This window comes from Roseateles sp. (assembly GCF_052436255.1).
Taxonomy (GTDB): Bacteria; Pseudomonadota; Gammaproteobacteria; order Burkholderiales; family Burkholderiaceae_C; genus Pelomonas.
Map to the genome: position 1 here is coordinate 26,694 of NZ_JBQVNP010000005.1, position 25,605 is coordinate 52,298.

The window sequence follows — 25,605 nt, forward strand, 5'->3', positions numbered from 1 at the left end:
ACAGACTCAAAGGCCGCCGTACTTGTCTTCGCGAATGATGCGCGGTGTGATCTCGCGCGGCTCGATGCTGACCGGCTGGTAGATGACGCGCTTCTGTTCGGCGTCGTAGCGCATCTCGACATGACCCGACACCGGGAAGTCCTTGCGCATCGGATGGCCAATGAAGCCGTAGTCCGTCAGGATGCGGCGCAGGTCGTCGTGGCCATCAAAGATGACGCCGAACATGTCGAAGGCCTCGCGCTCGAACCAGTTGGCGGCGCTCCACACGCCGGTGACCGAGGCCACGCAGGGAAAGTCGTCATCGGTCGCGAAGACCTTCAGGCGCAGGCGCCAGTTCTTCGTCACCGAAAGCAGGTGAGTGACGATCGCATAGCGAGGGCCTTCATAGGCGCCATCGCCGTAGCTGCTGTAGTCGACACCACAGAGGTCGATCAGTTGTTCCAGCTTGATCTCGGGGTGATCGCGCAGCGTCGTCGCGACATCGAGATAGTCCGCCGCGCGCACGGTCAGCGTCAGTTCGCCCAGGGCGAACTGCAGCGAGACAACGCGCTCGCCGAGGATGGCGCCTACTTGCTGGGCCAGGGTTTCGAGATTCAGGCTCATACCTTGGCGCTCAGCGGGCAATGGTGTTTTCGCGGCGGATCTTGGCCTGCAACTGCAGGATGCCATAAAGCAGCGCTTCGGCCGTCGGCGGGCAGCCGGGCACATAGACGTCCACCGGCACGATGCGGTCGCAGCCGCGCACGACGGAGTAGCTGTAGTGATAGTAGCCACCGCCGTTGGCGCAGGACCCCATCGACAGCACCCAGCGCGGCTCGGCCATCTGGTCGTAGACCTTGCGCAGCGCCGGCGCCATTTTGTTGCACAGCGTGCCGGCCACGATCATCAGGTCGGACTGGCGCGGGCTCGGGCGGAACAGCATGCCGAAGCGGTCGATGTCGTAGCGCGCGGCACCCGCATGCATCATCTCGACGGCACAACACGCCAGGCCAAACGTCATCGGCCACAGCGAGCCGGTCTTGGACCAGTTGATGAGCTTGTCGACCGACGTGGTGACAAAGCCTTCTTTCAAGACGCCTTCAATACCCATTTGGAATTCCCAGCTTGTGTCGGCGGACGTTTATTCCCAGTCGAGGGCGCCCTTTTTCCACTCGTAGGCAAAGCCGACGACCAGGATGCCGAGGAAGATCATCATCGCCCAGAAGCCCGTGGGGCCGATTTCCTTGAGCGCCACGGCCCAGGGGAACAGGAAGGCAATCTCAAGGTCGAAAAGAATGAACAGAATGGCGACGAGGTAGTAGCGCACATCGAATTTCATGCGCGCGTCTTCAAAGGCCTCAAAGCCGCATTCGTAGGGGGAGTTCTTGGCCGCATCGGGCCGGTTGGGGCCAAGCAACCCGCCCAGGATCTGGGGAGCAATCCCGACACCTGCGCCGACCAAAATGAAGAGGATGACGGGCAGATATTGTTCGAGATTCATTTGGGCTTTCTCGGGGCCGACAACAAGTCTTCGTTCAACACGGTTTGCCCGAAGGCAAACCACAAAAGCAAACAGGCGCGCCACCAGCGAATCGAAAGATTTCGCTTGCGGATCGCGCCCGCCTTGAACCTTGCGTTGATCAACCCAGCTTGACGCTGGCCGATCCATGGCGACAGGCCGCTTTGGCAGCCTCCCGCATCGAATCAACGGGAAATGCTAGCCGATGTTCTGGTGCCGTCGGCGAGACTCGAACTCGCACAGCTTTCGCCACTACCCCCTCAAGATAGCGTGTCTACCAATTTCACCACGACGGCAGTAATCAAAAGCGTCTGGCAATCAAAGGAGGGATTGCATGCCAGACAGCCTCGCATTCTATACCGGGATCTACAGCTGTCCGGGCACGAAGCGAGGTTTTTAGTCGGACTTCAGTTTGCTACGCCCGAGGCCGCCGGAGAAGCGGGGACGGCTGGAGCCACGATGGCACCGGGGATGGCAGCGGCACCGGACGCCCCGGGGGCGGGTGCGATGAGGGCAGCGCGGTCGAGCACGCTGTCCGCGTCAGGCGCGCTGCCGGTACGGCCGTTGGCCAGGAAGGCCAACCCGAGCGTGCAGCCGAAGAACAGCGTCGCGGCCACTGCCGTGGTGCGTGACAGGAAGTTTGCGCTCCCCGTGGCGCCGAACAGGCTGCCCGAAGCGCCGCTGCCGAAGGAGGCGCCCATGTCCGCACCCTTGCCATGTTGCACCAACACCAGGCCGATGATCGCCAGGGCCGAGAGCAACTGAACGATCAAGATCAGATTCGCAAAGAACTGCATTCCAAACACTCCATCAAAACTCGCATGGCCCCGCCGCCATCGGCGGGCGCCGGAAAACTCAGTGGGCTGCGGCCAGGCAGATGGCCGCGAAATCAGCCACCTTCAGCGACGCGCCGCCGATCAAGCCGCCATCGATGTCGGCCTGAGAGAACAACTCCGCCGCGTTGTCAGCCTTGACGCTGCCGCCATAGAGGATGCGCATGACGCCGGACCGGTCCGTTGCCGCGTGCAACTGCGCGCGCAGCACGGCGTGCACGGCCTGCGCTTCGGCGGGTGAAGCCGTCAGTCCGGTGCCAATGGCCCAGACGGGCTCGTAGGCAACGACCATCTCGCCGCAGCAGTGGCCCAGCGTGTGGATGACAGCGGCGAGCTGCCGCTTGACGACGGCTTCAGTTTGGCCAGCCTCACGCTCAGCACGCGTCTCGCCAACGCAGACGATGGGCGTGAGGCCATGGGCCAGCACCGCCTTGGCCTTGTCGGCGACGAGCTGGTCGGTCTCCGCGTGATAGGCACGGCGCTCCGAATGTCCCACGATGACATAGCGGCAGCCGACATCGGCCAGCATCGCGCTCGACACCTCGCCCGTGTAGGCGCCCTGCTCGTGCGAGGAGCAATCCTGAGCGCCGTAGACGATGGCATTGCCGGTCAGCGCGAGGGCCGTTTCAGCGATGTAGGGATAAGGCACGCAGACCGCGACGTCGGCATTCCACGGGCCGGCTTCCTTGAGGCCGGCAAGCAACTGGGCGTTGGCAGCGCGGCTGCCGTGCATCTTCCAATTGCCGACAACGAGTTTCTTTCTCATCTCAGCTCCATCACCAGTTCAGCACGATCTTGCCGATGTGCCGGTTAGATTCCATCAGCGCATGCGCCTCAGCCGCCTGGGCCGCCGGCAGCTCGCGGTAAACGACCGGCTGGATGCGACCGCCTTCGATCAGCGGCCAGACCTTGTCGCGCAGCGCGCGCGCCAGGCCCGCCTTGAACGCCGCCGAACGCGGCCGCAGTGTCGAGCCGGTGATCGTCAGACGCTTGCGCAGCACGAGGCCGGCATCGATTTCCGACCTCACACCGCCCTGCACCGCAATCAACGCCAGACGACCGTCCTCAGCCAGCGCCTGCACGCCACGGGCTATGTAGTCGCCGGCCACCATGTCCAGGATCACGTCGACGCCACGGCCATCGGTGGCGGCCTTGGCCTCCGAGACGAAGTCTTGCTCGCGATAGTTGATGGCGACTTCGGCACCCAGCGCTCTGCAGGCTTCGGCCTTGTCGGCGCTGCCGACCGTCACCAGCACGCGCGCGCCGAGCGCCTTGGCAATCTGGATGGCCGTCACGCCGATGCCGCTGGCGCCGCCGTGGATCAGCAGCGTCTCGCCTGCCTGCAGCGCTGCGCGGTCGAAAACGTTGGCCCACACGGTGAAGCAGGTTTCGGGCAACGTGGCGGCCTGCGTCAGCGTCCAGCCTTTGGGCACCGGCAGGCATTGGGCAACCGGCGCCGTGCACAGCTCGGCATAGCCACCACCGTTGACCAGCGCGCAGACTTTGTCGCCCAGCTGGAAGCCATGCGCAGCCAGAGCTTCGGCATCGCCAGCGACAATCTCGCCCGCGACCTCCAGCCCTGGCAGATCGCTCGCGCCTGGCGGCGGCGGATACGCGCCCTTGCGCTGCAGCACATCCGGCCGATTGATGCCAGAGGCTGCAACGCGGATCAGGCACTCACCCGGGCCCGCGACTGGGTCCGGCCTGTCAGCCAGCTCCAGCACCTCGGGCCCGCCGGGGCGGGTGATCGCGATGGCTTTCATCGCTGCGCAATTACTCCGCTGCGGGCGGGGTGCTGTCAGCGGCTTGAGCCAGCGGTGCAGCCTCACGCTCCGGGCGGTCCAGCAGTGCCTTCATCGACAGCTTGATGCGGCCCTTCTCGTCAGTCTCGAGCACCTTGACTTTGACTACTTGACCCTCTTGCAGGAAGTCGGTGACCTTCTCGACGCGCTGGTGGGCAATCTGGCTGATGTGCAGCAGGCCGTCCTTGCCAGGCAGCAGGTTCACGAGGGCGCCGAAGTCAAGGATTTTGACGATCGGGCCTTCATAGACCTTGCCGACTTCAACTTCGGCGGTGATCTCTTGGATGCGCTTCTTGGCCAGTTCGGCCTTGTCGGCGTCCGTCGAGGCGATGGTGATCGTGCCGTCTTCGCCGATGTCGATGGTCGTGCCGGTCTCTTCGGTCAGCGCGCGGATCGTCGAGCCACCCTTGCCGATGACGTCACGGATCTTCTCCGGGTTGATCTTCATCGTGTACAGGCGCGGCGCGAATTGCGACACCTCGGTATTGGCCGTGCCCATGGCCTCGACCATCTTGCCGAGGATATGCAGGCGGGCTTCCTTGGCTTGCGCCAGAGCGACCTGCATGATTTCCTTGGTGATGCCCTGGATCTTGATGTCCATCTGCAGCGCGGTGATGCCCGTCGTCGTGCCGGCCACCTTGAAGTCCATGTCGCCGAGGTGATCTTCGTCACCCAGGATGTCGGTCAGCACGGCGAAGCGGTTGGCGTCCTTGATCAGGCCCATGGCGATGCCGGCCACGTGGGCCTTCATCGGCACGCCGGCGTCCATCAGCGCCAGGCAGCCGCCGCAGACCGAAGCCATCGACGAGGAGCCATTGGACTCGGTGATTTCCGAGACCACGCGCAGCGAGTAGGGGAAGTCTTCCTTGCTCGGCAGCGCGGCGATCAGCGCGCGCTTGGCGAGGCGGCCGTGGCCGATTTCGCGGCGCTTGGGCGAGCCGACACGACCCGTCTCGCCGGTGGCGAAGGGGGGCATGTTGTAGTGCATCATGAAGCGGTCTTCGAACTCGCCGTCCAGCGCGTCGATGCGCTGCGCGTCACGGTCCGTGCCAAGCGTGGCGATGACCAGGGCCTGCGTCTCGCCGCGCGTGAACAGCGCCGAGCCGTGGGTGCGCGGCAGGATGCCGTTGCGGATCTCGATGGGGCGCACGGTGCGGGTGTCGCGGCCGTCGATGCGCGGCTCCCCGGCCAGGATCTGGCTGCGGACGATGCGGGCTTCGATTTCGAACAGCAGGCCTTCGACTTCGACCTTGTCGAACGCGACGCCCTCGTCCTTCAGAGAAGCGAAGACGCTGGACGTGACGCTGCGGCAGGCTTGCGTGCGGGCTTGCTTGGAGCGGATCTGGTAGGCCTCGCGCAGCGGGCCTTCGGCGAGGCCGTTGACCTTGGCGATGAAGGCTTCGTCCTTGGCCGGAGCGGCCCAGCTCCAGGCCGGCTTGCCGGCGTCGCGCACGAGGTCATTGATCGCGGCGATGGCGACATTGCCTTGCTCGTGGCCGTAGACGATGGCGGCCAGCATGACCTCTTCCGACAGGCCCGAGGCTTCGGACTCGACCATCAGCACGGCGGCCTGCGTGCCCGCGACGACGAGGTCCATCTGGCTGCTGGCCAGTTCAGACTTGCTGGGGTTCAGCACGTACTCGCCATTGACATAGCCGACGCGGGCGGCGCCGATGGGGCCGCTGAAGGGGATGCCGGAGATGGCCAGCGCGGCGGACGAACCGATCAGCGCGGCGATGTCGGCCTGCACTTCGGGGTTCAGGCTCACCACGTGGACCACAACCTGGACTTCATTGAAGAAGCCTTCAGGGAACAGCGGACGGATCGGGCGGTCGATCAGGCGGCTGGTGAGCGTCTCGTGCTCGCTGGGGCGGCCCTCGCGCTTGAAGAAGCTGCCGGGGATCTTGCCGGCGGCGTAGGTCTTCTCGAGGTAGTCGACCGTCAGCGGGAAGAAGTCCTGGCCAGCCTTGGCTTCGGTCTTGGCGACCACGGTGGCCAGCACGACGGTGCCTTCGATGTTGACGAGGACGGCACCGCTGGACTGACGGGCGACTTCACCCGTTTCCAGCACGACGTTGTGGCGGCCCCATTGGAAGGACTTCGTGACCTTGTTGAAAATGGACATGCTCATCTCCTGGTTTTAGTGGGTGCGGGGGCACCCGGGGGAACCGGGAACGAGACTGGGTTTGGTCCAGATGCCATTCCAGGGCGGTTCACTGAAGAACCGTCTTGGAATGATCCGACACCACGTCAGCTCGGTTCCGGCAGATAGATGGACGAAGAGCCTGTACTGGGCAAATGGACCAGACAGGCTCCTCGTGGACGAAAGCAGATTACTTGCGCAGGCCGAGCTTGGCGATCAGCGCGGTGTAGCGGCTGGAATCAATGCGCTTGAGGTAGGCCAGCAGGCTCTTGCGGGTGTTGACCATCTTCAGCAGACCGCGGCGACCGTGGTGGTCCTTGGCATGCAGCTTGAAGTGGGGGGTCAGCTCGTTGATGCGAGCGGTCAGCAGAGCCACTTGGACTTCGGGCGAACCGGTGTCATTGGCGCTGCGGCCGTTGGCCTTGACGATTTCGGCCTTATTCAGATCGGCGACGGACATTTTCGTTCCTGGTGTTTCGGAAGTCCGGCCGGGCGGGCGCTCAGCGCTGCCGCAGACGGTTTCCATGGGTTGACTTGCGGACACGGGGGAAACCGCCCCGAGCCGTGCTAACGGTTCAGCCACCCAACGCAAGGCATCAGGCGCGCAAAACCGTCGGATTATAGCTCAAAGCGACGGGACACCCAAGCCGCAGGCTGCCGAGCGCGCAGACATGCGGCCGCTGCTGACGGGTTTCAAGTGTTGCGAGCGCCCTGCCCTGCATTTGCGTGCGATCCCGGCGCCGCGTCAAAAGCCGGCTCTTGAAGGGCTGTAGCGCCGCCCAATCTCTCGGTCATCGGGTGCTGCTCCCGATCCGTGCAGCAGCGGTCACCGCCACAGGAGTTCCACATGTTTTATCTCACCCATCCCCGTCATGTCGCCCGCGTTCTGCGCCAGTTCGACGTCGATGTGGACGCTGCCCGCACCCCGGCCCTGGACGTCAGCGAAGACGCCGAGGGCTATCAGGTCACCGTCGACATGCCCGGCGTCGCCAAGGAAGCTGTCAGGGTCCGCGTTGAAGGCCGGCAAGTGCACATCGAGACAGCGACCGAACAGGCCGCTGCACCCACCGATGGATCGCGCCTGCTCTACCGGGAGCGCCGCGCCGCACGCTATGCCCGCAGCTTCTCTCTGCCTGCCGAGATCGATCAGCAGCAGTCCGCAGCTGTCTTCAAGAACGGCGTGCTGACGCTGACCCTGGTCAAGCGCGTTGCCCAAAACGGGGGGCAGTTGACCGTCAACTAAGCAGCACCGAGCTCCCAGCGCGGACGGACTTCAAAGCCGCCGTCATGCGCGGGGCTGGCCATGCCGCGCTGCACCCGCAGCGCGGCGGCCATGGCGATCATGGCGCCGTTGTCGGTGCACAGCGACAACTCGGGGTAGTGCACGCGCACGCCCCGCTTGTAGCAGGCGGCGTTCAACTGCTCCCGCAGCTTGGCGTTAGCGCCGACACCACCAGCAACGACGAGGCGCTCCAGTCCGGTCATCTTCAGCGCCAGCATTGATTTCTTCACCAGCACCTCGACGATGGCCTCCTGCGTTGCCGCAGCGAGGTCGGCTTTCGTCTGATCGCAGGGCCCGGATCCATCCAGGCCCAGCTTCTTCACCTGGGTCAGCACGGCAGTCTTCAGCCCGGCGAAACTGAAATCGGGCTTGCCGCTGTGCAGCAGCGGACGTGGCAGCGTGAACGCATCAGGGTTGCCAAACTCGGCCATGCGCGCCAGATGTGGGCCGCCGGGGTAAGGCAGGCCCAGCAACTTGGCACTCTTGTCAAAGGCTTCGCCTGCCGCGTCGTCGATGGTCTCGCCGAGCATCTCGTAGCTGCCCACGCCGTCCACGCGCATCAGCTGCGTGTGACCGCCACTGACCAGCAGGGCGATGAAGGGGAACTCCGGTGCGTCGGCTGACAGGAAGGGCGACAGCAGATGCCCTTCCAGGTGATGGATGGGCAGCGCCGGCACATCCAGCGCCGCAGCCAACGACACGGCCACACCAGCGCCAACAAGTAGCGCGCCTGCAAGGCCGGGGCCTTGGGTGTAGGCGATCAGGTCGACATCCCGCAGAGTCAGATTGGCCTGCGACAGCACCTCGCGCGCAAGCGGCAGCACGCGGCGCACATGGTCGCGCGATGCCAGCTCTGGCACGACGCCGCCATAGGCCTGGTGCATGGTGATCTGGCTGTGCAGCGCCTGCGCGACCAATCGCGGCGGCGCATCGCCGTCTACCTCGACAAGCGCCACCCCGGTCTCGTCGCAGGACGACTCGAACCCGAGGATGCGCCGGACCGATTTCACTTACCTTCCTTGGCGTGATTGATCGAGTACTTCGGGATCTCGACCGTCACGTCCTGCTGGCGCAGCAGCGCCTGGCAAGACAGGCGCGAGTCGGGCTCCAGCCCCCAGGCACGGTCCAGCATGTCCTCTTCGTCCTCCTCCATCTCGCTCAGCGATCGGCCGCCCTCGCGCACGATGACGTGGCAGGTCGTACAGGCGCAGACCTGGTCGCAGGCATGTTCGATGTGGATGTCGTTGGCCAGCAGCGCTTCGCAGATCGACGTGCCGGGTGTGGCCGTGATGTTGGCACCATCGGGGCAGTACTCGGCGTGCGGGAGTATCTTGATGACGGGCATGTTGTTCTCTTAGAGGGCCGAGACGTTGCGGCCGGTCAATGCACGGGCGATGGAGCGGTTCATGCGCTCTGCGGCAAAGCCTTCGGTGGCTTCGGCGAGCGACTTGACGGCGTCATCGATGGCATCGGCATCGTCGCCCATCGCCGCCAACTGCACCAGGCGGGCTTCAAGCGATTCGCGCTCGGTCGCGGGCAGCAGGTCACCGTCGGCTGCCAGCGCGCTGCGCGTCGCCAGGATCATGCGCTCGGCCTCGACCTTGGCTTCCCGCAACTTGCGCGCCGCCATGTCCCCTTCCGCGCTCGTGAATCCGTCCTTCAGCATGTTGGCAATCTCGTCGTCGCCCAGACCATAGCTCGGCTTCACGGTGATGGCCGTCTGTACGCCCGAGGTCAGTTCCTCGGCCGACACGTTCAGCAGGCCATCCGCGTCGACTTGAAAGCTGACACGAATGCGCGCCGCACCCGCCACCATGGGCGGGATGCCGCGCAGCTCGAAGCGCGCAAGGGAGCGACAGTCGCTGACCAGTTCGCGCTCGCCCTGCACGACGTGGATAGCCAGCGCGGTCTGACCGTCCTTGAAGGTCGTGAAGTCCTGGGCCTTGGCGACGGGTATGGTCGAGTTGCGCTCGATGACGCGCTCGGTCAGGCCGCCCATGGTCTCCAGGCCAAGGGACAACGGGATCACGTCGAGCAACAGGATCTCGCCATCGGCGGCATTTCCGGCGAGCTGATTGGCCTGGATGGCGGCGCCGAGCGCGACCACCTCGTCGGGGTTCAGGTTGGTCAGCACCTCGCGGCCGACGAGTTCGCTCACCGCACGGCGCACGATGGGCATGCGCGTCGAACCGCCGACCATGACGGTGCCGACCACATCTGCAGCCTTGACCCTGGCGTCGCGCAACACCCGCCTCACGGCGGTCAGCGTCTTGGTGATCAGCGGTTGAACCAACTGCTCGAATTGATCGCGCGTGACGTTGACGCGCAACGGGCGCCCCTCAAGCACATCGAACGCAAAAGGTACTTCCGCAGCCTCGCTCAAGGCCTCTTTGACCCGTCGCGATTCCACCAGCACGGTTCTACGCTCACTCGCGGAGAGCGCCTCGAGTGAAGGCAAGCGCGCCTGCTCCAAAGCCCACACTGCCAACTGCTCGTCGAAGTCGTCGCCACCCAGCGCCGCATCGCCGCCGGTCGCAACGACCTCGAAGACGCCGCGCGTCAGGCGCAGCAGCGAAATATCAAAAGTGCCCCCGCCCAGGTCGTAGACGGCATAGAGCCCTTCGCTGGCATTGTCTAAACCGTAGGCGATGGCCGCGGCGGTAGGCTCGTTGATGAGGCGCAGGACCTTGATGCCAGCCAGCTCGGCGGCGTCCTTGGTCGCCTGGCGCTGGGCGTCGTCGAAGTAGGCCGGCACCGTGATGACGGCGCCAAACAGGTCGTCGGCAAAGCTGTCCTCGGCGCGGAAGCGCAGCGTCGCAAGGATTTCGGCCGATACCTCGACGGGGCTCTTCACGCCGTCGCGCGTGGCGATGGCCAGCATGCCGGGGCGGTCCTCGAACTGGTAAGACAGGCGCTCGCGATTGGCCACGTCCGCCAGGCTGCGACCCATGAAGCGCTTGACCGAGACAATCGTGTTCTCGGGGTCCTCGGCCTGCGCCGCGAGCGCGTCGGCGCCGATCTGGCGACGACCTTCGGGCAGGTAGCGCACGGCGGACGGCAAGATGACCCGGCCATGCTCATCGGGCAGGCATTCCGCCACGCCGTGGCGCACCGCGGCGACGAGGGAATGCGTCGTGCCGAGGTCGATACCGACGGCGATGCGGCGCTGGTGCGGGTCCGGCGAGGCGCCAGGTTCTGAGATCTGTAGAAGGGCCATGGGTGTTCAGGCATCCAGCGCGGCGAGGCGCTGGTCAATATCGGCACGGAAGCGCTGGATGAACATCAGCGCGCGGACCTGGGATGCAGCGGACGACGCGTCGTTGGCGTCATCGAGCAGCCGCTGGACCGCGGCAAGCGCCGCCGTTTCCGCCCGGGCCGCTTCGTCATCGAGTGCTGTCAGGGCGACTTCACCGTCGGCCTCGTCGAGCGCCTCGCGCCATGCCATCTGCTGCAGCAGGAAGGCAGCGGGCATCTGCGTGTTGTTCTCGGCCTGCACCGACGCGCCGCGCAACTCGCACAGGTAGGCTGCACGCTTGATCGGGTCGCGCAAGCGCTGGTAGGCCTCGTTGACGCGCATGGCCCACTGCATCGCCACGCGCTGGGCCGCAGCGCCTTCCGATGCAAATCGGTCGGGATGGACCTCGGCCTGTAGCGATTTCCAGCGCGCGTCGATGTCAGCGCGCACCTGGGCCTGCTGTTCATGCAGGCCGAAGAGCTGGAAGTCGTTGTCAGTGAGGCGCATGGCGGGTGGAAAAGCAAAAGGCGCGGTTCACACCGCGCCTGTCGTGGATTGAGCAAGTTTCAGACACGGAAGGACTCGCCGCAGCCGCACTTGTCTTTCTCGCGCGGGTTGCGGAACTTGAAGCCTTCGTTGAGGCCTTCGCGGACGAAGTCCAGCTCGGTGCCATCGAGGTAAGGCAGGCTCTTGGGGTCAATGAGGATCTTGACCTCATGCCCTTCAAAGACCACGTCCTCGGGCGCCACCTCGTCGGCGTACTCCAGCTTGTAGGCCAGGCCGGAACAGCCCGTTGTCTTGACGCCCAGGCGCAGCCCCACGCCTTTGCCTCGCTTGGCGATGTAGCGCTTGACGTGGCGGGCGGCCGCCTCGGTCAGGGTCACCGACATATCAGCCGGAATGCTTGGCGCGGTAGTCGTCCACCGCCGCCTTGATGGCGTCTTCGGCCAGGATGGAGCAGTGGATCTTGACCGGCGGCAGCGCCAGCTCCTCGGCGATCTGGGTGTTCTTGATCGTCAGCGCCTCGTCAAGGCTCTTGCCCTTGACCCATTCGGTCACGAGCGAGCTCGACGCAATGGCCGAGCCGCAACCGTAGGTCTTGAACTTGGCGTCCTCGATCAACCCGGTCGCCGGGTTGACCTTGATCTGCAGCTTCATCACGTCGCCGCACGCCGGCGCGCCGACCATGCCGGTGCCGACATCGTCGTCGCCGTTATCGAACTTGCCGACGTTGCGCGGGTTCTCGTAGTGGTCAACGACCTTTTCGCTGTATGCCATGGTGTTCTCCTGAGTCGCCTATCAGTGGGCAGCCCACTGGATGGTCGAGATGTCGATGCCGTCCTTGTACATGTCCCAAAGCGGGGACAGTTCGCGCAGCTTGGCCACGCGGTCGGTCAGCACGCTGACCGCGTAGTCAACTTCTTCCTCGGTCGTGAAGCGGCCGATGGTCATGCGCAGCGAGCTGTGGGCCAACTCGTCGCTGCGGCCCAGGGCGCGCAGCACGTAGCTCGGCTCCAGGCTGGCCGAGGTGCAGGCGGAGCCCGACGACACCGCCAGCCCCTTGACGCCCATGATCAGGGATTCGCCCTCAACGAAGTTGAACGAGATGTTCAGGTTGTGCGGCACGCGCCGCTCGATGTCACCGTTGATGAAAGTCTGCTCGATACCGGACAGGCCCTGGACCAACTTGTCGTGCAGCGCGCGGATACGCTCATTCTCGGCACCCATCTCCTCACGGGCGATGCGGAAGGCCTCGCCCATGCCGACGATCTGGTGCACCGGCAGCGTGCCGGAGCGCATGCCGCGCTCATGGCCGCCGCCGTGCATCTGCGCCTCAAGGCGGACGCGCGGCTTGCGCCGAACGTAGAGCGCGCCGATGCCCTTGGGGCCGTAGCTCTTGTGCGAGGCCAGGCTCATCAGGTCGATGGGCAGCTTGGCCATGTCGATCTCGACCTTGCCGGTGGCCTGGGCCGCGTCGACGTGGAAGATGATGCCGCGCTCGCGGCACAGGTTGCCGAGAGCCACAACGTCCTGGATGACACCGATCTCGTTGTTGACGAACATCACCGAGGCCAGGATGGTGTCAGCGCGCAGCGCCGCCTTGAAGGCCTCCAGGTCGACCAAGCCGCTTTCCAGCACGTCGAGATAGGTCACCTCGAAGCCCTGGCGCTCCAGCTCACGCATCGTGTCGAGCACGGCCTTGTGCTCGGTCTTGACGGTGATCAGGTGCTTGCCTCGCGTCTTGTAGAACTGCGCGGCACCCTTCAACGCAAGATTGTTGGACTCGGTCGCGCCAGAGGTCCAGACGATTTCGCGCGGGTCGGCGCCGATCAGCTCGGCGACCTGCACGCGCGCCTTCTCGACCGCCTCTTCCGCTTCCCAGCCCCAGGCGTGGCTGCGCGACGCCGGGTTGCCGAAGTGCTCGCGCAACCAGGGGATCATCGCGTCCACCACGCGGGGGTCGCACGGCGTCGTGGCACCGTAATCGAGGTAGATGGGGAAGTGCGGGGTCATGTCCATGGAGCGACTGCTTGTTGTCTTACTTGCTGAACGCGTTGCCCAGCGCAAAAACCGAGTTCGGCGCCGTCACGCGGATCGGCTTGAGCACCGGCTGCGATGAGATCGCGCGCTTGACCGGCGCGGCCTCGACTTCGAAGCCCTTGGCGAGCTGCTCATCGGCCAGCTTGCGCAGAGACACGGAGTCGAGGTACTCGATCATTTTGGCGTTCAGGTTGGTCCAAAGTTCATGGGTGATGCAGCGACCGCTGTCCTCGCCCATGCAGTTTTCCTTGCCGCCGCAGCCGGTGGCGTCAAGCGCCTCGTCCACAGCGACGATGATGTCGGCAACGGTGATGTTCTCGGCCTTGCGGCCCAGCGAATATCCGCCTCCCGGGCCACGGGTGCTTTCCACCAGCTCATGGCGGCGCAGTTTGCCGAAAAGCTGCTCCAGGTAGGACAGCGAAATCTGCTGCCGTTGGCTGATCGCCGCCAGCGCCACGGGGCCAGTATTCTCGCGCAGCGCCAAGTCCAACATCGCGGTGACGGCAAACCGGCCTTTGGTGGTGAGACGCATACGAAACTCCTTTGCGAGACGCCTGGACAGGATTTGTCCAGGACAAATGATTCGGGGTTAACCCGGGACACCCGGACAATAGCCGAGCGAATCATTTCCGATCATTTTACTCGACTAATCGGTCACGCCCCAGCGTAGGCGGGTATCCCTAGATTCGAGCGGGGTTTAGCGCCCCTCAACCGAGCTAGCGCGGCGCACCGCCTTTGCGCGCGCTGTCCAAGGGAACAATGTTGTCGTGTACGCGTGCGCCAAAGGCCTGCTCACGCAGTTGGGCGAGCTGGTCTCGCATGCGGGCTGCCTGCTCGAACTCCAGGTTGCGCGCGTGCTCCAGCATTTGCTTTTCGAGCTGGGCGATACGTTTGGCCAGATCCTTCTCGGACAAGTCCTCGACCTTGGCTGCAGCGAGCAGCTTGGCATCGTCCCGGCCGGACTCCGCCGAGTAGACCCCGTCGATCAGGTCCTTGATGCGCTTGGTCACGCTGCGCGGCGTGATGCCGTTTTCCTCGTTGAAGGCAATCTGCTTGGCGCGCCGCCGCTCGGTTTCTCCGATGGCCTTGCGCATCGACTCGGTGATGCGGTCACCGTAGAGGATGGCCTTGCCGTTGACATTGCGGGCCGCGCGCCCGATGGTCTGGATCAGGCTGCGTTCGGCGCGGAGGAAGCCTTCCTTGTCCGCGTCAAGGATGGCAACCAGGGAAACCTCGGGGATATCCAACCCCTCACGCAGCAGGTTGATGCCCACCAACACGTCGAAGGCCCCCAGGCGCAGGTCACGCAGGATCTCGACGCGCTCCACCGTGTCGACGTCGGAGTGCAGGTAGCGCACCTTGACGCCGTTGTCGCTCAGGTAGTCGGTCAACTGCTCGGCCATGCGCTTGGTCAGCGTCGTGATGAGCACGCGCTCGTTGACCTCGACGCGCAACCGGATCTCCTGCAGCACATCGTCCACCTGGTGCGTGGCCGGCCGCACCTCGACCAGCGGGTCCACGAGGCCGGTGGGGCGTACCACCTGCTCGACCACCTGGCCAGCATTGTCCTGCTCGTATTGGGCCGGCGTGGCGGACACGAAGATCGCCTGGCGCATCTTGCGTTCGAACTCGGCAAATTTCAGCGGCCGGTTGTCGAGTGCAGACGGCAGGCGAAAACCGTACTCCACCAGCGTCGTCTTGCGTGCCCGATCGCCGTTGTACATGCCGCCGAACTGACCGATCAGCACATGGCTCTCGTCCAGGAACATGAGGGCATCGGGCGGGAGGTAGTCCACCAGTGTCGGCGGGGGGTCGCCCGGCTGGGCGCCGGACAGGTGGCGCGTGTAGTTCTCGATGCCACGGCAGTGGCCCACCTCCTGCAGCATCTCCAAATCGAACCGGGTGCGCTGCTCGACGCGCTGCGCCTCAACCAGCTTGCCTTCCTTGACGAAGAAGTCGACACGCTCGCGCAGCTCCTGCTTGATGGCGTCGGTGGCCGACAGCACGCGCTCGCGCGGCGTCACGTAGTGGCTGCTGGGGTAGACGGTAAAGCGCGGGATCTTCTGGCGAATGTGCCCGGTGAGCGGGTCGAACAGCGACAGCGCTTCGATCTCGTCGTCGAACAGCTCAATGCGGATGGCCAGCTCCGAGTGCTCGGCCGGAAAGACGTCGATGGTGTCGCCCCGCACGCGGAAATGCCCACGCACAAACTCCATCTCGTTGCGCGTGTACTGCATGCGAATCAGGTGGGCGATGACGTCGCGCTGGCCCATCTTGTCGCCCACCCGCAGCGTCATGATCATCTGGTGGTAGTCGCTCGGGTTGCCGATGCCGTAGATGGCCGACACCGACGCGACGATGATGACGTCGCGCCGCTCCAGCAGGCTCTTCGTGCAAGACAGCCGAAGCTGCTCGATATGCTCGTTGATCGCGCTGTCCTTCTCGATGAAGAGATCGCGCTGCGGCACATAGGCCTCGGGCTGGTAGTAGTCGTAGTAGCTGACGAAGTACTCGACCGCGTTGTTCGGAAAGAAGTCCCTGAACTCGCTGTAGAGCTGGGCGGCTAGCGTCTTGTTGGGTGCGAACACGATGGCCGGCCGGCCCAGGCGGGCGATGACATTGGCCATCGTGAAGGTCTTGCCCGAGCCGGTGACGCCCAGCAGCGTCTGGTAACTCAAGCCATCGTTGATACCCTCGATCAATTGCTCAATCGCTGCCGGCTGGTCGCCCGCAGGCGGGAAGGGCTGGAACAGCTGGAACGGCGAGCCTTCGAAGCTGACGAATTCGCCCTTGCGTTCCTCCGTGTCGCTTTCGGAGCCGGGCTTGGCGTTCAAGGCTTCTTGCATGGGGGGAATCCCTGGGTTCACGGGCAAAATTGCTGCGCTGCGAAACCAGGCAGGTTAGCGCACACCCTGAGTTTTCAACCTCTCCCTGCTGCCAACGCCCTTTCAGGAATCCCTCATGTCTTCTCTGTTCGCCGAAGTCACCCTTGCTCCCCGTGATCCCATCCTCGGCCTGAACGAGCAGTTCAACGCCGACACGCGCCCGGGCAAGGTCAACCTCGGCGTCGGCGTCTACTACGACGAAGCCGGCAAGTTGCCGCTGCTGAAGTGCGTCCGGGAAGCCGAGGCCGCCATGGCCGCCGCCCCCAAGCCGCGCGGCTACCTGCCCATCGACGGCATCGCCGCCTATGACAAGGCGGTGCAAAAGCTGGTCTTCGGCAGCGAGTTGAAGAATGTCGCCACCGTGCAGGCCCTGGGCGGCACCGGCGCGCTGAAGATCGGCGCGGACTTCCTGCAGCAGCTCAACCCGACCTCCAAGGTGCTGATTTCCGACCCTAGCTGGGAGAACCACCGCGCGCTGTTCACGCAGGCCGGCTTCACGGTCGAGACCTATCCCTACTACGACGCTGCCAACAAGGGCATCAACTTCGACGGCATGCTGGCCGCGCTGAACGCAGCGCCGGCCGGCACCGTCGTCGTGCTGCATGCCTGCTGCCACAACCCGACCGGCTATGACATCACGGCGGCCCAGTGGGCCCAGGTCGTCGCAGCCGTCAAGGCCAGGGGCCTGACACCCTTCCTGGACATGGCCTACCAGGGCTTTGGCTTCGGCCTGAAGGAAGACGGCGAGGCCGTGCGCCAGTTCATGGCCGCCGGTGTCGGCTTCTTCGTATCGACCAGCTTCTCCAAGAGCTTCTCGCTCTATGGCGAGCGCGTCGGCGCGCTGAGCGTCGTCTGCAGCAGCGACGAGGAAGCCGTGCGGGTGTTGTCCCAGCTCAAGATCATGATCCGAACCAACTACTCCAACCCGCCCACCCATGGTGCGCAGGTCGTCGCCCAGGTGCTGGGCGACGACAGGTTGCGCGCGTTGTGGGAGGAAGAGCTGGCCGGCATGCGCACCCGCATCAAGGCGATGCGCGGCGCGCTGGTGGCGGCGCTGAACGCAGCCGGTGTGACCCAGGACCTGGGCTTTGTCACCGAACAACTCGGCATGTTCAGCTACTCGGGTCTGTCGGCGCCGCAGATGCAGCGCCTGCGCAGCGAGTTTGGCGTCTACGGCGTCGACTCGGGCCGCATCTGCGTGGCGGCTCTGAACGAGGGCAATCTACCGACCGTTGCCGGTGCCATGGCCGCTGTCATCAAGGACTGAACGCACCTTTGAAGTGCGCAGGATTGGCGGTTTGACCGCCAATCCATGTTGCAGCGCACAAGCAGGAAAGCGTTTTCTGGCACCATCGCGGCATTCCCGGCCCCTAGTTCAAGGTTTTGCCATGCTGTATCAGCTCTTCGAAACCCAGCGCGCTCTGCTCAGCCCCTTCTCGGAGTTCGCCGCCGCATCGGCCAAGCTCTACAGCCACCCGCTGTCCCCGTTCGCGCACACGCCGATGGCGCAGCGCCTGTCGGCTAGCCTGGACCTGGCGCACCGCCTCGCCAAGGACTACGAGAAGCCCGAGTTCGACATCAAGACGGTTGAGGTCGATGGCGTCGACGTCGCCGTGCAGGAGTTGGTGGCATTAGAAAAGCCCTTCTGCCGCCTGCTGCGCTTCAAGCGCTACACCGACGACCTCGGCGTGCTGTCCGAAATGAAGGACCAGCCCACGGTCCTCGTCGTCTCGCCCCTGTCCGGCCACCACAGCACCCTGCTGCGCGAGACCGTCAAGCAACTGCTGAAGAGCCATAAGGTCTACATCACCGACTGGACCGATGCGCGCATGGTGCCACTGGAAGTTGGCCCCTTCCACCTGGACGATTACATCGCCTACGTGCAGGAGTTCATCCGCCATGTCGGCGGCGCCGACAGCCACGTCATCTCGGTCTGCCAACCCACCGTGCCGGTGCTGGCTGCCATCTCGTTGATGGCCAGCCGCGGCGAGCCGACACCGCGCAGCATGACCATGATGGGCGGGCCCATTGACGCCCGCAAGAGCCCGACGGCCGTCAACAACCTGGCCATGAACCGCAGCTACAGCTGGTTCGAGAACAACGTCATCTACCGCGTGCCCACCAACTTCCCTGGCGCCGGCCGCGCGGTCTACCCCGGCTTCCTTCAGCACACCGGCTTCGTGGCGATGAACCCGGACCGCCACCTGACTTCGCACTACGACTACTTCCTAGACCTGGTGCGCGGCGACGACGAGGGCGCCGAGGCGCATCGGCGCTTCTATGACGAATACAACGCCGTGCTCGACATGCCGGCCGAGTACTACCTCGACACCATCAAGACGGTTTTCCAGGACTTCGCCCTCGTCAACGGCACGTGGCAGGTCAATGGCGAGTTCGTGCGGCCACAGGACATCACGACCACCGCGCTGCTGACTGTCGAGGGCGAGCTGGACGACATCTCCGGCGCTGGCCAGACCAAGGCCGCACATGACATCTGCTCGGGCGTGCCGAAGGCTCACCAGTTCCACTACGACGCCATCGGCGCGGGCCACTACGGCATCTTCTCGGGCCGCCGCTGGCGCGACAACGTCTACCCGGAAGTGCGCGATTTCATCGCCAAGTACGAAGCCGCGCCGCTGAAGAAAACCACCAAGGCCTCAACGACGAGGGCCACCGCACCGGCGCCACGCCCACGTCGCAAAGCGTGAACCTCGCCGCGCTGATCGACGCGGCATTGCCGCAGACCCAGTGCACCCGCTGCGGCTACCCGGATTGCCGCAGCTACGCCGAGGCTGTTGCCGCGGCGCAGGCCGACATCAACCAATGCCCGCCAGGCGGTGCTGCGGGCGTCGCGCGGCTGGCGGCGATCACCGGGCGCCCTGCCCGCGCGTTGAACCCCGTCAATGGCGTTGAAGCGACGCGCGGTGTCGCCGTCATCGACGAGGCCTGGTGCATCGGCTGCACGCTGTGCATCAAGGCCTGCCCTGCGGATTGCATCGTCGGAGCGCCCAAGGTGATGCATGTCGTCGTGACCGCCCAATGCACCGGTTGCGAGCTGTGCGTACCCGCCTGCCCGGTGGACTGCATCTCCATGCCCGAGATCACGGCGGCGACCGGGTGGGCCGCCTGGAGCCAGCCACAGGCCGACGAAGCCCGCGAACGCTACGCCTTCCGCCAGTTCCGCCGCCATCGCGAGGCCCAGGAGAACGAGGTGCGACTGGCCGCAAGCGCCCAAGCCAAGCTGGCCGATCTGCCCGCCGCCTCAAGCATCACCGACCCCGCCCAACTCGACCGCAAGCGCGCGGCCATCGAAGCCGCGCTGGCCCGTGCGCGCGCAAAACGCGACTGACAATCCGGCATGAACGCCAGTCAAGTCGAACGCTTTTTTGCCACGCTCAAGGCCGCCAACCCGGCACCGCAGACCGAGCTGGAGTTCGCGAGCGTGTTCGAGTTGCTGACCGCCGTGCTGCTGTCCGCACAGGCCACGGACGTCGGCGTCAACAAGGCCACCAGCCGCCTGTTCGCCGTCGCCAACACGCCTGCGCAGATCCTCGCGCTCGGCCCAGAGCGCCTTGAGTCGCACATCAAGACCATCGGCCTCTACCGCAGCAAGGCCAGGCATCTGCTGCAGACCTGCCACATGCTCATCGACCGGCACGGCGGTGAAGTGCCGCGCACGCGCACCGAACTCGAAGCCCTGCCCGGCGTGGGCCGCAAGACGGCCAACGTCGTGCTCAACGTCGCTTTCGGCGAGCCGACGATGGCGGTGGACACGCATATCTTTCGCGTCAGCAACCGCACCGGTCTGGCACCGGGCAAGACACCCACTGCCGTCGAGATGGGGCTGCTGGACCGCGTGCCGACCGACTATCTCGTCGATGCCCACCACTGGCTGATCCTGCACGGCCGCTACGTTTGCCAGGCGCGCAGGCCGCTTTGTCACGTTTGCGCCGTCATCAATGAGTGCGGCACCGGCCGCCTCCTAAAATCGGCTGCTGCTTGACTCACCTCCCCCCATGGCCAGCCTCAACGATCTGACCGACCGCGTCGAACGCCTGCTGTTGCGCCACGACGAGATCACCCGCACCAACGCGCTGCTGCTTGAGCAGGTCACCACACTCATGCAGGAGCGCGACAGCCTGCGCTCGCGCTTGAACGCTGCCCGCGCCCGCGTCGACGCCCTGCTGGAACGGCTGCCCATCGAGGCCCCCAAGGAAGACGCATGAAGCAGATGGAAGTGACCATCATGGGCCAGGGCTACCTGCTCGGCTGCCCCGAGGGTGGCGAGGCCGCGCTGACGGCCGCCGTGGCCCATGTGGATCGCGAGATGAGCGCCATCCGCGACGCCGGCAAAGTCAAGGCACGCGAGCGCATCGCCGTGCTGGCCGCGCTGAACCTTGCCTATCAGCTGGTCGAAGCGCCGCATCAAGCGCCGGTTTCGGGGCCGGCTTCTACGCCGGTTTCTTCACCCGAAGTCGATACCCTCATCAAGCGCCTGGATGAAGCACTCGGAAACGATGGGCAGTTGCTCTGAGTCTTAGAATTGGCACCGTCCACCGCTTTCCCGGGGCTTTATTTCCTTCATCCGATGCTCTATGAGCAAGGGCTTGGAACATACCGGACGGGCGTGATCGTCTCGCGTCAGATGAACCCGAAGTCCGGCTGACCTCGCCCACCTGATTACCCCTGGGTGTTCAGGATCTCGGCCCCCCGATTGCGGTGGACACCTTCTTCGCACTTAGCATCAGCCCATGAATTACTGGCTGATGAAGTCTGAGCCCGACGAGGCCTCCATCCTTCACCTGGAACGCGCCGGCACCCTGCCGTGGACCGGCGTGCGCAACTACCAGGCGCGGAACTTCATGCGCGACCACATGCGCATTGGCGACGGCGTGCTCTTCTATCACTCGTCATGCCCCGAACCCGGCATCGTGGGCCTGGCCGAGGTCTGCAGCACGGCCTACCCGGACGCCACGCAGTTCGATGCGAGCAGCCCCTACCACGACGCCAAGTCCAAGCCCGACGCGCCGCGCTGGATGCACGTCGACGTGCGCTGGCGTGAGACGACGCGGCTGCTCAGCCTGAAGGAGATGCGCGACGCACCCGAGCTTGCGTCCATGCAGGTCCTGCAGCGCGGCAACCGGCTGTCGATCACGCCGGTCACGCCGATCGAATGGCGGGCGGTGTTGAACCGCCTGAAGAAATGACGGCGGGCCTCGTTGCCGAGCTGATCGCGCTGGGTTTGGCGGCCGGCTTTCTGGCCGGCTTGCTCGGCATCGGCGGCGGCATGCTGATGGTGCCCATCCTGACCTTCATCCTCGGCCAGCGTGGCGTCGAGCCCGGCCTGGCGGTCAAGATGGCGATCGCGACATCGATGGCGACCATCATGTTCACGTCGCTGTCCAGCGTGCGCGCCCACCACCAACGCGGCGCCGTGCGCTGGGATCTGGTCAAGGGCCTGGCGCCCGGCATCCTGGCCGGTGGCCTGCTCGCTGGCGCGAGTTTGTTCGGGCTGCTCAAGGGCGCCTGGCTCGCGCTGGTCTTCGCGGTGTTCGTCAGCTTCTCGGCCTGGCAGATGCTGCGCAACAAGCGCCCGGCCCCGGGCCGCCAGATGCCAGGTCAGGCCGGCCAGTTCGGCGTGGGCGCCGGCATCGGCCTGTTGTCCGGCCTGGTGGGGGCGGGTGGCGGCTTTGCCAGCGTGCCCTTCATGGTCTGGTGCAATGTGCCGGTTCACCTGGCCGTGGCCACCAGCGCCGCACTGGGGTTTCCCATCGCCGTCGCGAACACCCTGGGCTATGTCGTCGGCGGTTGGGGCCTGGAGGCCGCGCTGCCGGGCGCCTTTGGCTATCTCTACCTGCCGGCGTTGGCATTGATTGCCGCGGCAAGCGTGACGATGGCACCACTTGGCGCGCGCGCCGCGCATGCGATGAACGTGGCGCAGCTGAAAAAGGTCTTCGCGACGCTCTTGTTCGCCCTCGCCGCCTACATGCTCTGGCGAGGCCTGTCGGCGCTTTAACCGAAGGCGATGGAGGCCAGCACGACCTGGTTGCCGCCGCGGCGCTGAGCCTCGTGCACGGCCGCCTCGCTGGCGGCCATCAGCTCTTCCTGTCGCGAAGCCGTGTGGGGGAAGCTGGAGACGCCCATCGAGATCGACAGCCCCAGGTCCTGCCCGTTCAGTACGACGATCTGAGCGGCGCACTGGCGCCGCAATTGCTCCATGCGCGCATGGGCAGTGGCCAGGCCGACGCCCGAAAGCAGCACGGCAAAGCGCTGCGCACCAATGCGGCAGGCCGAGTCCATCGCCCGCGTATTTGCGCGCAGCATGCGGCCCATGCCCTCGAGCAGACGCTGCTGGGCATCATCACCCAGACCGGCCACTGCGGGCGAAGCGTCAAGGGCGATGACGACGAGCGCGAACTCGCGATGCTCACGCGAGGACAGGTCGATCTCGCGCAGCAACTGGTCATCGAACTGGGCCCGCATATAGAGGCCCGAGACATCGTCGCGGCCCGAGCCTTGCTGCAGCTCGCGGCGGATCTGCTCGATGGAACTCTGCTGCTGCTCGATCTGGGCCAGCGCGCGCTGCAGATGCGCCTCCCGGTGGCGCTCTTCGGTGCGCTCATGCCAGACGGCAAGCAGGAAATCCGGGCTCAGCGCCAGCCGCGTCACGCTGAACTCACGCCGGCGATGGTTGATCTCCAGCTTGTGCTCGCTGACGACCGGATGTCGCTGGGCCATCACCGTCTGCTCGACGCGGCGCAGCGCCGTCGTCTCGTCGGGCTTGAGCAGTTCGGCGTCGGTGCGGCCGAGGACCTCCTGGCGCTCGAACATCTGGGCCAGGCCTGCACTGGCGAACACATAACGTCCTGTGGCGACCGCCTTGATGGCAGCCTGGCTACCCAGCGGCTCGATGAGCGCAACCAGGCCAGCCAGCGCCTCGCCGCCCAAATGGGCATGACCGGCCAGCCAATGCGCCAAGCTGCCGGGCTCCGGCTGCATCGCGGTCTGGTCTGCGGTCATATCCATGAATCGTTAAAGGCAGTCGAGCACTCACGGCGAAGCCGCGATGCCAAGGTGTCTGGAGGAATGTAGTGGGGCGAAAGTAGCGTCAGCAAGACCGTGCTACCCCGTGAATCGGGCCTCCCCCCTAAAAGACCCGTTTGCTACCCGACTTGAATCCTAACGAGTTTCGCCGCACCCACCCGCGACAATGCGGCCCCATTCACGGGAGGTATATGCAGGGATTCGACGCGGTGGTGGTCGGCGCGGGCGCCGCGGGCCTGTTCTGCGCGGGGCTGGCCGGCCAGCGCGGCCTCAAAGTGCTGCTGATCGACCACTCGTCCAAGTTGGCAGAAAAGATCCGTATCTCGGGTGGTGGCCGGTGCAATTTCACGAATCGCGACGTCGGTCCAGCCAACTTCCTGTCCGAGAACCCGGCCTTCTGCCGCTCGGCGCTGGCCCGCTACTCGCCACAGGACTTCATCAAGCTGGTGCAGAACCACGGCATCGCCTTTCACGAAAAGCACAAGGGCCAGTTGTTCTGCGACGACTCTGCCGAGCAGATCATCGAGATGCTCGTCAAGGAATGCGAGGCCGGCGGAGTGACGCGCTGGCAGCCTTGTACGGTGGTCGAAGTGCGCCGAGCGGGCGACGGCAGCTTTGAACTCGACACCAGCCAGGGCCTGTTGCGCACGCCGCGCGTTGTTGTGGCGACCGGCGGTCTGCCGGTGCCCAAGATCGGCGCCAGCGACTGGGGCCTGCGCCTGGCCAAGCGCTTCGAGCACGCCATCGTCGAGCCCCGCCCGGCGCTGGTTCCGCTGACCTTCGCCCCCGACATCTGGGTGCCGTTTGCAGCGTTGGCCGGGCTGTCGCTGCCGGTCGAGGTGTCCTGCGGAACAGGCAAGGCGCGCGCACGATTCCTGGAAGACCTGCTATTCACGCACCGTGGCCTCAGCGGCCCAGCCATCCTGCAGATTTCCAGCTACCGGACGGCCGAACAAGCCCTGCAGATCAATCTTGCGCCTGAGTTGCAACTGGACAAGGAATTGCCGGAAGCCAAGGTGGCGTTGCGTCGCCAACTGGGCAACGAGTTGGCGACGCGGCTGCCGCAGCGCCTGGCTGCCACCTGGCTGGAACGCGCGGGGCTGGACGCTGCCAAGCCGCTGCCGGACTGTCGCGACGCCGACCTGCAGCGGCTTGGCCGCAGCGTGCATGAGTGGCAGTTGATGCCTAGCGGCGACGAAGGCTGGCGCAAGGCCGAAGTCATGCGCGGCGGCGTCAGCACCAAGGACTTGAGTTCGCGGACGCTGGAAAGCAAGCACATTCCCGGGCTTTATTTCATCGGCGAGGTCGTTGACGTGACGGGCTGGCTGGGCGGCTACAACTTCCAGTGGGCCTGGGCCAGTGCAGCTGCGTGCGCCCACGCCATGGCGGACGTTTCCGTCCCGACCCGACCCATCTTGGCAAGTCCTTGATTTCCTGGCTACAATCCCCGGCTTTGCTGGCAAACCCCGCGCGTCGATTCGCTGCACTTCTCGATGAAGACTCAAGAGAAGCAGTAATCCGGAACCTGCTGCTGATCCCAGCCGCGAACACCGAGCGCAATCCGAAGGAATTAAATGACCACCATCCGCGTCAAGGAAAACGAACCGTTCGACGTCGCCCTGCGCCGTTTCAAGCGCACCATCGAGAAGCTGGGCCTGCTGACCGAACTGCGTGCCCGCGAGTTCTACGAGAAGCCCACCGCCGAGCGCAAGCGCAAGAAGGCTGCTGCCGTCAAGCGCCATTACAAGCGTGTACGCAGCATGCAGCTGCCCAAGAAGCTGTTCTGATCGTCTGACGCGACCCGGAGCACCCCGCTCCGGTTGATACCAAAGCCCGCCACAGGACGCTGTCGCGGGTTTTTGTCTTTCTCAACCTGAGCCAACCGCCATGAGCCTCAAAGACCGCATCACCGAAGACATGAAGGCCGCGATGCGCGCCAAGGAAAGCGACCGTCTGCTGACCATCCGTGGCCTGCTGGCCGCCGTCAAGCAAAAGGAAGTGGATGAGCGCGTCGTCGTGGACGACACAGCCCTCGTGGCCATCGTCGACAAGCTGATCAAGCAGCGCAAGGACTCGATCGGCCAGTTCGGTGCCGCCGGCCGCGAAGACCTCGTTGCCAAGGAAACGGCCGAGCTGGCCGTGCTCCAGGCTTATCTGCCCGAGCGCCTGTCCGCCGAGGCGGTCGCAGAGCAGGTCGCGGTGATCGTCGCTGAATTGGGCGCCACCGGCCCTGGCGACATGGGCAAGGTCATGGCTGCCGCCAAGGCGGCACTCGGCGGCATGGCCGAGATGAGCACGGTGTCGGCTGCGGTCAAGGCCGCGCTGACAAAGTAAGGAGCCCC

30 protein-coding genes and 1 tRNA gene are annotated in these 25,605 nt (G+C 65.1%); 12 read left to right on the forward strand and 19 right to left on the reverse strand.

Annotated elements, in window-relative coordinates:
* Positions 1-6 precede the first annotated feature (6 nt).
* The 9 genes from ACT6S0_RS02225 to rpsO all read right to left on the reverse strand — a co-directional run bounded on the left by ACT6S0_RS02225 (position 7) and on the right by rpsO (position 6,736).
* Entirely contained in the window at positions 7-603 is a 597-nt protein-coding gene (locus tag ACT6S0_RS02225) for an NADH-quinone oxidoreductase subunit C (protein ID WP_444762288.1), read from the reverse strand.
* Positions 604-613: 10 nt separating this feature from the next.
* Positions 614-1,090, reverse strand: coding sequence for a NuoB/complex I 20 kDa subunit family protein (locus ACT6S0_RS02230; RefSeq protein WP_046113908.1), 477 nt, complete (start codon positions 1,088-1,090; stop codon positions 614-616).
* A gap of 30 nt (positions 1,091-1,120) precedes the next feature.
* On the reverse strand, positions 1,121-1,480 hold the full coding sequence (locus ACT6S0_RS02235; RefSeq protein ID WP_444762359.1) for an NADH-quinone oxidoreductase subunit A: 360 nt from the start codon (positions 1,478-1,480) through the stop codon (positions 1,121-1,123).
* Between the two features lie 229 nt (positions 1,481-1,709).
* Positions 1,710-1,794 (reverse strand) — tRNA-Leu (locus tag ACT6S0_RS02240).
* Positions 1,795-1,905: 111 nt separating this feature from the next.
* The gene (gene secG, locus ACT6S0_RS02245) at positions 1,906-2,295 is read right to left on the reverse strand and encodes a preprotein translocase subunit SecG (protein ID WP_444762289.1); all 390 of its coding nucleotides are present in this window, start codon (positions 2,293-2,295) and stop codon (positions 1,906-1,908) included.
* Positions 2,296-2,353: 58 nt separating this feature from the next.
* The gene (tpiA, locus tag ACT6S0_RS02250; protein ID WP_444762290.1) at positions 2,354-3,097 is read right to left on the reverse strand and encodes a triose-phosphate isomerase; all 744 of its coding nucleotides are present in this window, start codon (positions 3,095-3,097) and stop codon (positions 2,354-2,356) included.
* Between the two features lie 10 nt (positions 3,098-3,107).
* The gene (locus tag ACT6S0_RS02255; RefSeq protein WP_444762291.1) at positions 3,108-4,094 is read right to left on the reverse strand and encodes an NAD(P)H-quinone oxidoreductase; all 987 of its coding nucleotides are present in this window, start codon (positions 4,092-4,094) and stop codon (positions 3,108-3,110) included.
* A gap of 10 nt (positions 4,095-4,104) precedes the next feature.
* Positions 4,105-6,258 (reverse strand): polyribonucleotide nucleotidyltransferase, encoded by a 2,154-nt coding sequence (gene pnp / locus ACT6S0_RS02260; RefSeq protein ID WP_444762292.1) that lies wholly within the window; start codon positions 6,256-6,258, stop codon positions 4,105-4,107.
* Between the two features lie 208 nt (positions 6,259-6,466).
* Entirely contained in the window at positions 6,467-6,736 is a 270-nt protein-coding gene (gene rpsO / locus ACT6S0_RS02265) for a 30S ribosomal protein S15 (protein ID WP_444762293.1), read from the reverse strand.
* Positions 6,737-7,123: 387 nt separating this feature from the next.
* Here rpsO and ACT6S0_RS02270 point away from each other — a divergent pair, with 387 nt between their 5' ends.
* A complete protein-coding gene (locus ACT6S0_RS02270) occupies positions 7,124-7,519 on the forward strand; it encodes an Hsp20/alpha crystallin family protein (RefSeq protein ID WP_444762294.1) in 396 nt (131 codons plus the stop codon).
* On the opposite strand, the gene tsaD is transcribed toward ACT6S0_RS02270, so the two are convergent.
* From tsaD to uvrB, 9 genes are all read right to left on the reverse strand, one after another.
* A complete protein-coding gene (tsaD, locus tag ACT6S0_RS02275; protein ID WP_444762295.1) occupies positions 7,516-8,568 on the reverse strand; it encodes a tRNA (adenosine(37)-N6)-threonylcarbamoyltransferase complex transferase subunit TsaD in 1,053 nt (350 codons plus the stop codon). The genes ACT6S0_RS02270 and tsaD overlap by 4 nt on opposite strands.
* Entirely contained in the window at positions 8,565-8,903 is a 339-nt protein-coding gene (gene fdx / locus ACT6S0_RS02280; RefSeq protein WP_444762296.1) for an ISC system 2Fe-2S type ferredoxin, read from the reverse strand. Before fdx ends, tsaD begins: the two co-directional genes overlap by 4 nt.
* Positions 8,904-8,912: 9 nt before the next feature.
* A complete protein-coding gene (hscA, locus tag ACT6S0_RS02285; protein ID WP_444762297.1) occupies positions 8,913-10,775 on the reverse strand; it encodes a Fe-S protein assembly chaperone HscA in 1,863 nt (620 codons plus the stop codon).
* Positions 10,776-10,781: 6 nt separating this feature from the next.
* On the reverse strand, positions 10,782-11,300 hold the full coding sequence (gene hscB / locus ACT6S0_RS02290; protein ID WP_444762298.1) for a Fe-S protein assembly co-chaperone HscB: 519 nt from the start codon (positions 11,298-11,300) through the stop codon (positions 10,782-10,784).
* Between the two features lie 59 nt (positions 11,301-11,359).
* Positions 11,360-11,683, reverse strand: coding sequence for an iron-sulfur cluster assembly protein IscA (gene iscA / locus ACT6S0_RS02295; RefSeq protein ID WP_444762299.1), 324 nt, complete (start codon positions 11,681-11,683; stop codon positions 11,360-11,362).
* A gap of 1 nt (position 11,684) precedes the next feature.
* A complete protein-coding gene (gene iscU, locus ACT6S0_RS02300; RefSeq protein ID WP_444762300.1) occupies positions 11,685-12,071 on the reverse strand; it encodes a Fe-S cluster assembly scaffold IscU in 387 nt (128 codons plus the stop codon).
* 21 nt (positions 12,072-12,092) lie between these two features.
* Positions 12,093-13,313: an IscS subfamily cysteine desulfurase gene (locus ACT6S0_RS02305; protein ID WP_444762301.1), complete on the reverse strand. Its 1,221-nt coding sequence runs from the start codon at positions 13,311-13,313 to the stop codon at positions 12,093-12,095.
* Between the two features lie 19 nt (positions 13,314-13,332).
* The gene (gene iscR / locus ACT6S0_RS02310; protein ID WP_056271467.1) at positions 13,333-13,866 is read right to left on the reverse strand and encodes a Fe-S cluster assembly transcriptional regulator IscR; all 534 of its coding nucleotides are present in this window, start codon (positions 13,864-13,866) and stop codon (positions 13,333-13,335) included.
* Positions 13,867-14,050: 184 nt separating this feature from the next.
* Positions 14,051-16,180 (reverse strand): excinuclease ABC subunit UvrB, encoded by a 2,130-nt coding sequence (gene uvrB, locus ACT6S0_RS02315; RefSeq protein WP_444762302.1) that lies wholly within the window; start codon positions 16,178-16,180, stop codon positions 14,051-14,053.
* A 115-nt stretch (positions 16,181-16,295) separates the two neighbouring features.
* Between uvrB and ACT6S0_RS02320 the strand changes: the two genes are divergently transcribed.
* The 8 genes from ACT6S0_RS02320 (at position 16,296) to ACT6S0_RS02355 (ending at position 22,235) form a co-directional block, all read left to right on the forward strand.
* Positions 16,296-17,486, forward strand: coding sequence for an amino acid aminotransferase (locus ACT6S0_RS02320; protein WP_444762303.1), 1,191 nt, complete (start codon positions 16,296-16,298; stop codon positions 17,484-17,486).
* A 121-nt stretch (positions 17,487-17,607) separates the two neighbouring features.
* Positions 17,608-18,927, forward strand: coding sequence for a polyhydroxyalkanoate depolymerase (locus tag ACT6S0_RS02325; RefSeq protein ID WP_444762304.1), 1,320 nt, complete (start codon positions 17,608-17,610; stop codon positions 18,925-18,927).
* The gene (gene rsxB / locus ACT6S0_RS02330) at positions 18,924-19,568 is read left to right on the forward strand and encodes an electron transport complex subunit RsxB (RefSeq protein WP_444762305.1); all 645 of its coding nucleotides are present in this window, start codon (positions 18,924-18,926) and stop codon (positions 19,566-19,568) included. The genes ACT6S0_RS02325 and rsxB overlap by 4 nt, the downstream gene beginning before the upstream one ends.
* Positions 19,569-19,577: 9 nt before the next feature.
* Positions 19,578-20,222 carry an endonuclease III gene (gene nth / locus ACT6S0_RS02335; protein ID WP_444762306.1) on the forward strand — a complete coding sequence of 215 codons (645 nt, stop codon included), beginning with the start codon at positions 19,578-19,580 and terminating at the stop codon, positions 20,220-20,222.
* Positions 20,223-20,235: 13 nt separating this feature from the next.
* On the forward strand, positions 20,236-20,445 hold the full coding sequence (locus ACT6S0_RS02340; RefSeq protein WP_444762307.1) for a DUF904 domain-containing protein: 210 nt from the start codon (positions 20,236-20,238) through the stop codon (positions 20,443-20,445).
* The gene (locus tag ACT6S0_RS02345; protein WP_444762308.1) at positions 20,442-20,753 is read left to right on the forward strand and encodes a cell division protein ZapA; all 312 of its coding nucleotides are present in this window, start codon (positions 20,442-20,444) and stop codon (positions 20,751-20,753) included. Before ACT6S0_RS02340 ends, ACT6S0_RS02345 begins: the two co-directional genes overlap by 4 nt.
* Before the next feature lie 217 nt (positions 20,754-20,970).
* On the forward strand, positions 20,971-21,426 hold the full coding sequence (locus ACT6S0_RS02350) for an EVE domain-containing protein (protein ID WP_444762309.1): 456 nt from the start codon (positions 20,971-20,973) through the stop codon (positions 21,424-21,426).
* Positions 21,423-22,235 carry a sulfite exporter TauE/SafE family protein gene (locus ACT6S0_RS02355; protein WP_444762310.1) on the forward strand — a complete coding sequence of 271 codons (813 nt, stop codon included), beginning with the start codon at positions 21,423-21,425 and terminating at the stop codon, positions 22,233-22,235. Before ACT6S0_RS02350 ends, ACT6S0_RS02355 begins: the two co-directional genes overlap by 4 nt.
* On the opposite strand, the gene ACT6S0_RS02360 is transcribed toward ACT6S0_RS02355, so the two are convergent.
* Entirely contained in the window at positions 22,232-23,239 is a 1,008-nt protein-coding gene (locus ACT6S0_RS02360; RefSeq protein WP_444762311.1) for a GGDEF domain-containing protein, read from the reverse strand. The two genes, ACT6S0_RS02355 and ACT6S0_RS02360, sit on opposite strands and share 4 nt — an antisense overlap.
* A gap of 215 nt (positions 23,240-23,454) precedes the next feature.
* Between ACT6S0_RS02360 and ACT6S0_RS02365 the strand changes: the two genes are divergently transcribed.
* From ACT6S0_RS02365 to ACT6S0_RS02375, 3 genes are all read left to right on the forward strand, one after another.
* Positions 23,455-24,693 carry an NAD(P)/FAD-dependent oxidoreductase gene (locus ACT6S0_RS02365; RefSeq protein ID WP_444762312.1) on the forward strand — a complete coding sequence of 413 codons (1,239 nt, stop codon included), beginning with the start codon at positions 23,455-23,457 and terminating at the stop codon, positions 24,691-24,693.
* A 144-nt stretch (positions 24,694-24,837) separates the two neighbouring features.
* Complete coding sequence (gene rpsU, locus ACT6S0_RS02370) at positions 24,838-25,050, forward strand: 30S ribosomal protein S21 (RefSeq protein ID WP_056196873.1); 213 nt, start codon at positions 24,838-24,840, stop codon at positions 25,048-25,050.
* Between the two features lie 100 nt (positions 25,051-25,150).
* Complete coding sequence (locus ACT6S0_RS02375) at positions 25,151-25,597, forward strand: GatB/YqeY domain-containing protein (RefSeq protein WP_444762313.1); 447 nt, start codon at positions 25,151-25,153, stop codon at positions 25,595-25,597.
* The last annotated feature ends 8 nt before the right edge of the window (positions 25,598-25,605 follow it).

Coding starts and splice junctions, on each gene's coding strand:
- ACT6S0_RS02225 (WP_444762288.1), bottom strand. CDS start 603: ATGAGCCTGAATCTCGAAACCCTGGCCCAGCAAGTAGGCGCCATCCTC.
- ACT6S0_RS02230 (WP_046113908.1), bottom strand. CDS start 1,090: ATGGGTATTGAAGGCGTCTTGAAAGAAGGCTTTGTCACCACGTCGGTC.
- ACT6S0_RS02235 (WP_444762359.1), bottom strand. CDS start 1,480: ATGAATCTCGAACAATATCTGCCCGTCATCCTCTTCATTTTGGTCGGC.
- secG (WP_444762289.1), bottom strand. CDS start 2,295: ATGCAGTTCTTTGCGAATCTGATCTTGATCGTTCAGTTGCTCTCGGCC.
- tpiA (WP_444762290.1), bottom strand. CDS start 3,097: ATGAGAAAGAAACTCGTTGTCGGCAATTGGAAGATGCACGGCAGCCGC.
- ACT6S0_RS02255 (WP_444762291.1), bottom strand. CDS start 4,094: ATGAAAGCCATCGCGATCACCCGCCCCGGCGGGCCCGAGGTGCTGGAG.
- pnp (WP_444762292.1), bottom strand. CDS start 6,258: ATGTCCATTTTCAACAAGGTCACGAAGTCCTTCCAATGGGGCCGCCAC.
- rpsO (WP_444762293.1), bottom strand. CDS start 6,736: ATGTCCGTCGCCGATCTGAATAAGGCCGAAATCGTCAAGGCCAACGGC.
- ACT6S0_RS02270 (WP_444762294.1), top strand. CDS start 7,124: ATGTTTTATCTCACCCATCCCCGTCATGTCGCCCGCGTTCTGCGCCAG.
- fdx (WP_444762296.1), bottom strand. CDS start 8,903: ATGCCCGTCATCAAGATACTCCCGCACGCCGAGTACTGCCCCGATGGT.
- hscA (WP_444762297.1), bottom strand. CDS start 10,775: ATGGCCCTTCTACAGATCTCAGAACCTGGCGCCTCGCCGGACCCGCAC.
- hscB (WP_444762298.1), bottom strand. CDS start 11,300: ATGCGCCTCACTGACAACGACTTCCAGCTCTTCGGCCTGCATGAACAG.
- iscA (WP_444762299.1), bottom strand. CDS start 11,683: ATGTCGGTGACCCTGACCGAGGCGGCCGCCCGCCACGTCAAGCGCTAC.
- iscU (WP_444762300.1), bottom strand. CDS start 12,071: ATGGCATACAGCGAAAAGGTCGTTGACCACTACGAGAACCCGCGCAAC.
- ACT6S0_RS02305 (WP_444762301.1), bottom strand. CDS start 13,313: ATGGACATGACCCCGCACTTCCCCATCTACCTCGATTACGGTGCCACG.
- iscR (WP_056271467.1), bottom strand. CDS start 13,866: ATGCGTCTCACCACCAAAGGCCGGTTTGCCGTCACCGCGATGTTGGAC.
- uvrB (WP_444762302.1), bottom strand. CDS start 16,180: ATGCAAGAAGCCTTGAACGCCAAGCCCGGCTCCGAAAGCGACACGGAG.
- ACT6S0_RS02320 (WP_444762303.1), top strand. CDS start 16,296: ATGTCTTCTCTGTTCGCCGAAGTCACCCTTGCTCCCCGTGATCCCATC.
- ACT6S0_RS02325 (WP_444762304.1), top strand. CDS start 17,608: ATGCTGTATCAGCTCTTCGAAACCCAGCGCGCTCTGCTCAGCCCCTTC.
- nth (WP_444762306.1), top strand. CDS start 19,578: ATGAACGCCAGTCAAGTCGAACGCTTTTTTGCCACGCTCAAGGCCGCC.
- ACT6S0_RS02340 (WP_444762307.1), top strand. CDS start 20,236: ATGGCCAGCCTCAACGATCTGACCGACCGCGTCGAACGCCTGCTGTTG.
- ACT6S0_RS02345 (WP_444762308.1), top strand. CDS start 20,442: ATGAAGCAGATGGAAGTGACCATCATGGGCCAGGGCTACCTGCTCGGC.
- ACT6S0_RS02350 (WP_444762309.1), top strand. CDS start 20,971: ATGAATTACTGGCTGATGAAGTCTGAGCCCGACGAGGCCTCCATCCTT.
- ACT6S0_RS02355 (WP_444762310.1), top strand. CDS start 21,423: ATGACGGCGGGCCTCGTTGCCGAGCTGATCGCGCTGGGTTTGGCGGCC.
- ACT6S0_RS02360 (WP_444762311.1), bottom strand. CDS start 23,239: ATGACCGCAGACCAGACCGCGATGCAGCCGGAGCCCGGCAGCTTGGCG.
- ACT6S0_RS02365 (WP_444762312.1), top strand. CDS start 23,455: ATGCAGGGATTCGACGCGGTGGTGGTCGGCGCGGGCGCCGCGGGCCTG.
- rpsU (WP_056196873.1), top strand. CDS start 24,838: ATGACCACCATCCGCGTCAAGGAAAACGAACCGTTCGACGTCGCCCTG.
- ACT6S0_RS02375 (WP_444762313.1), top strand. CDS start 25,151: ATGAGCCTCAAAGACCGCATCACCGAAGACATGAAGGCCGCGATGCGC.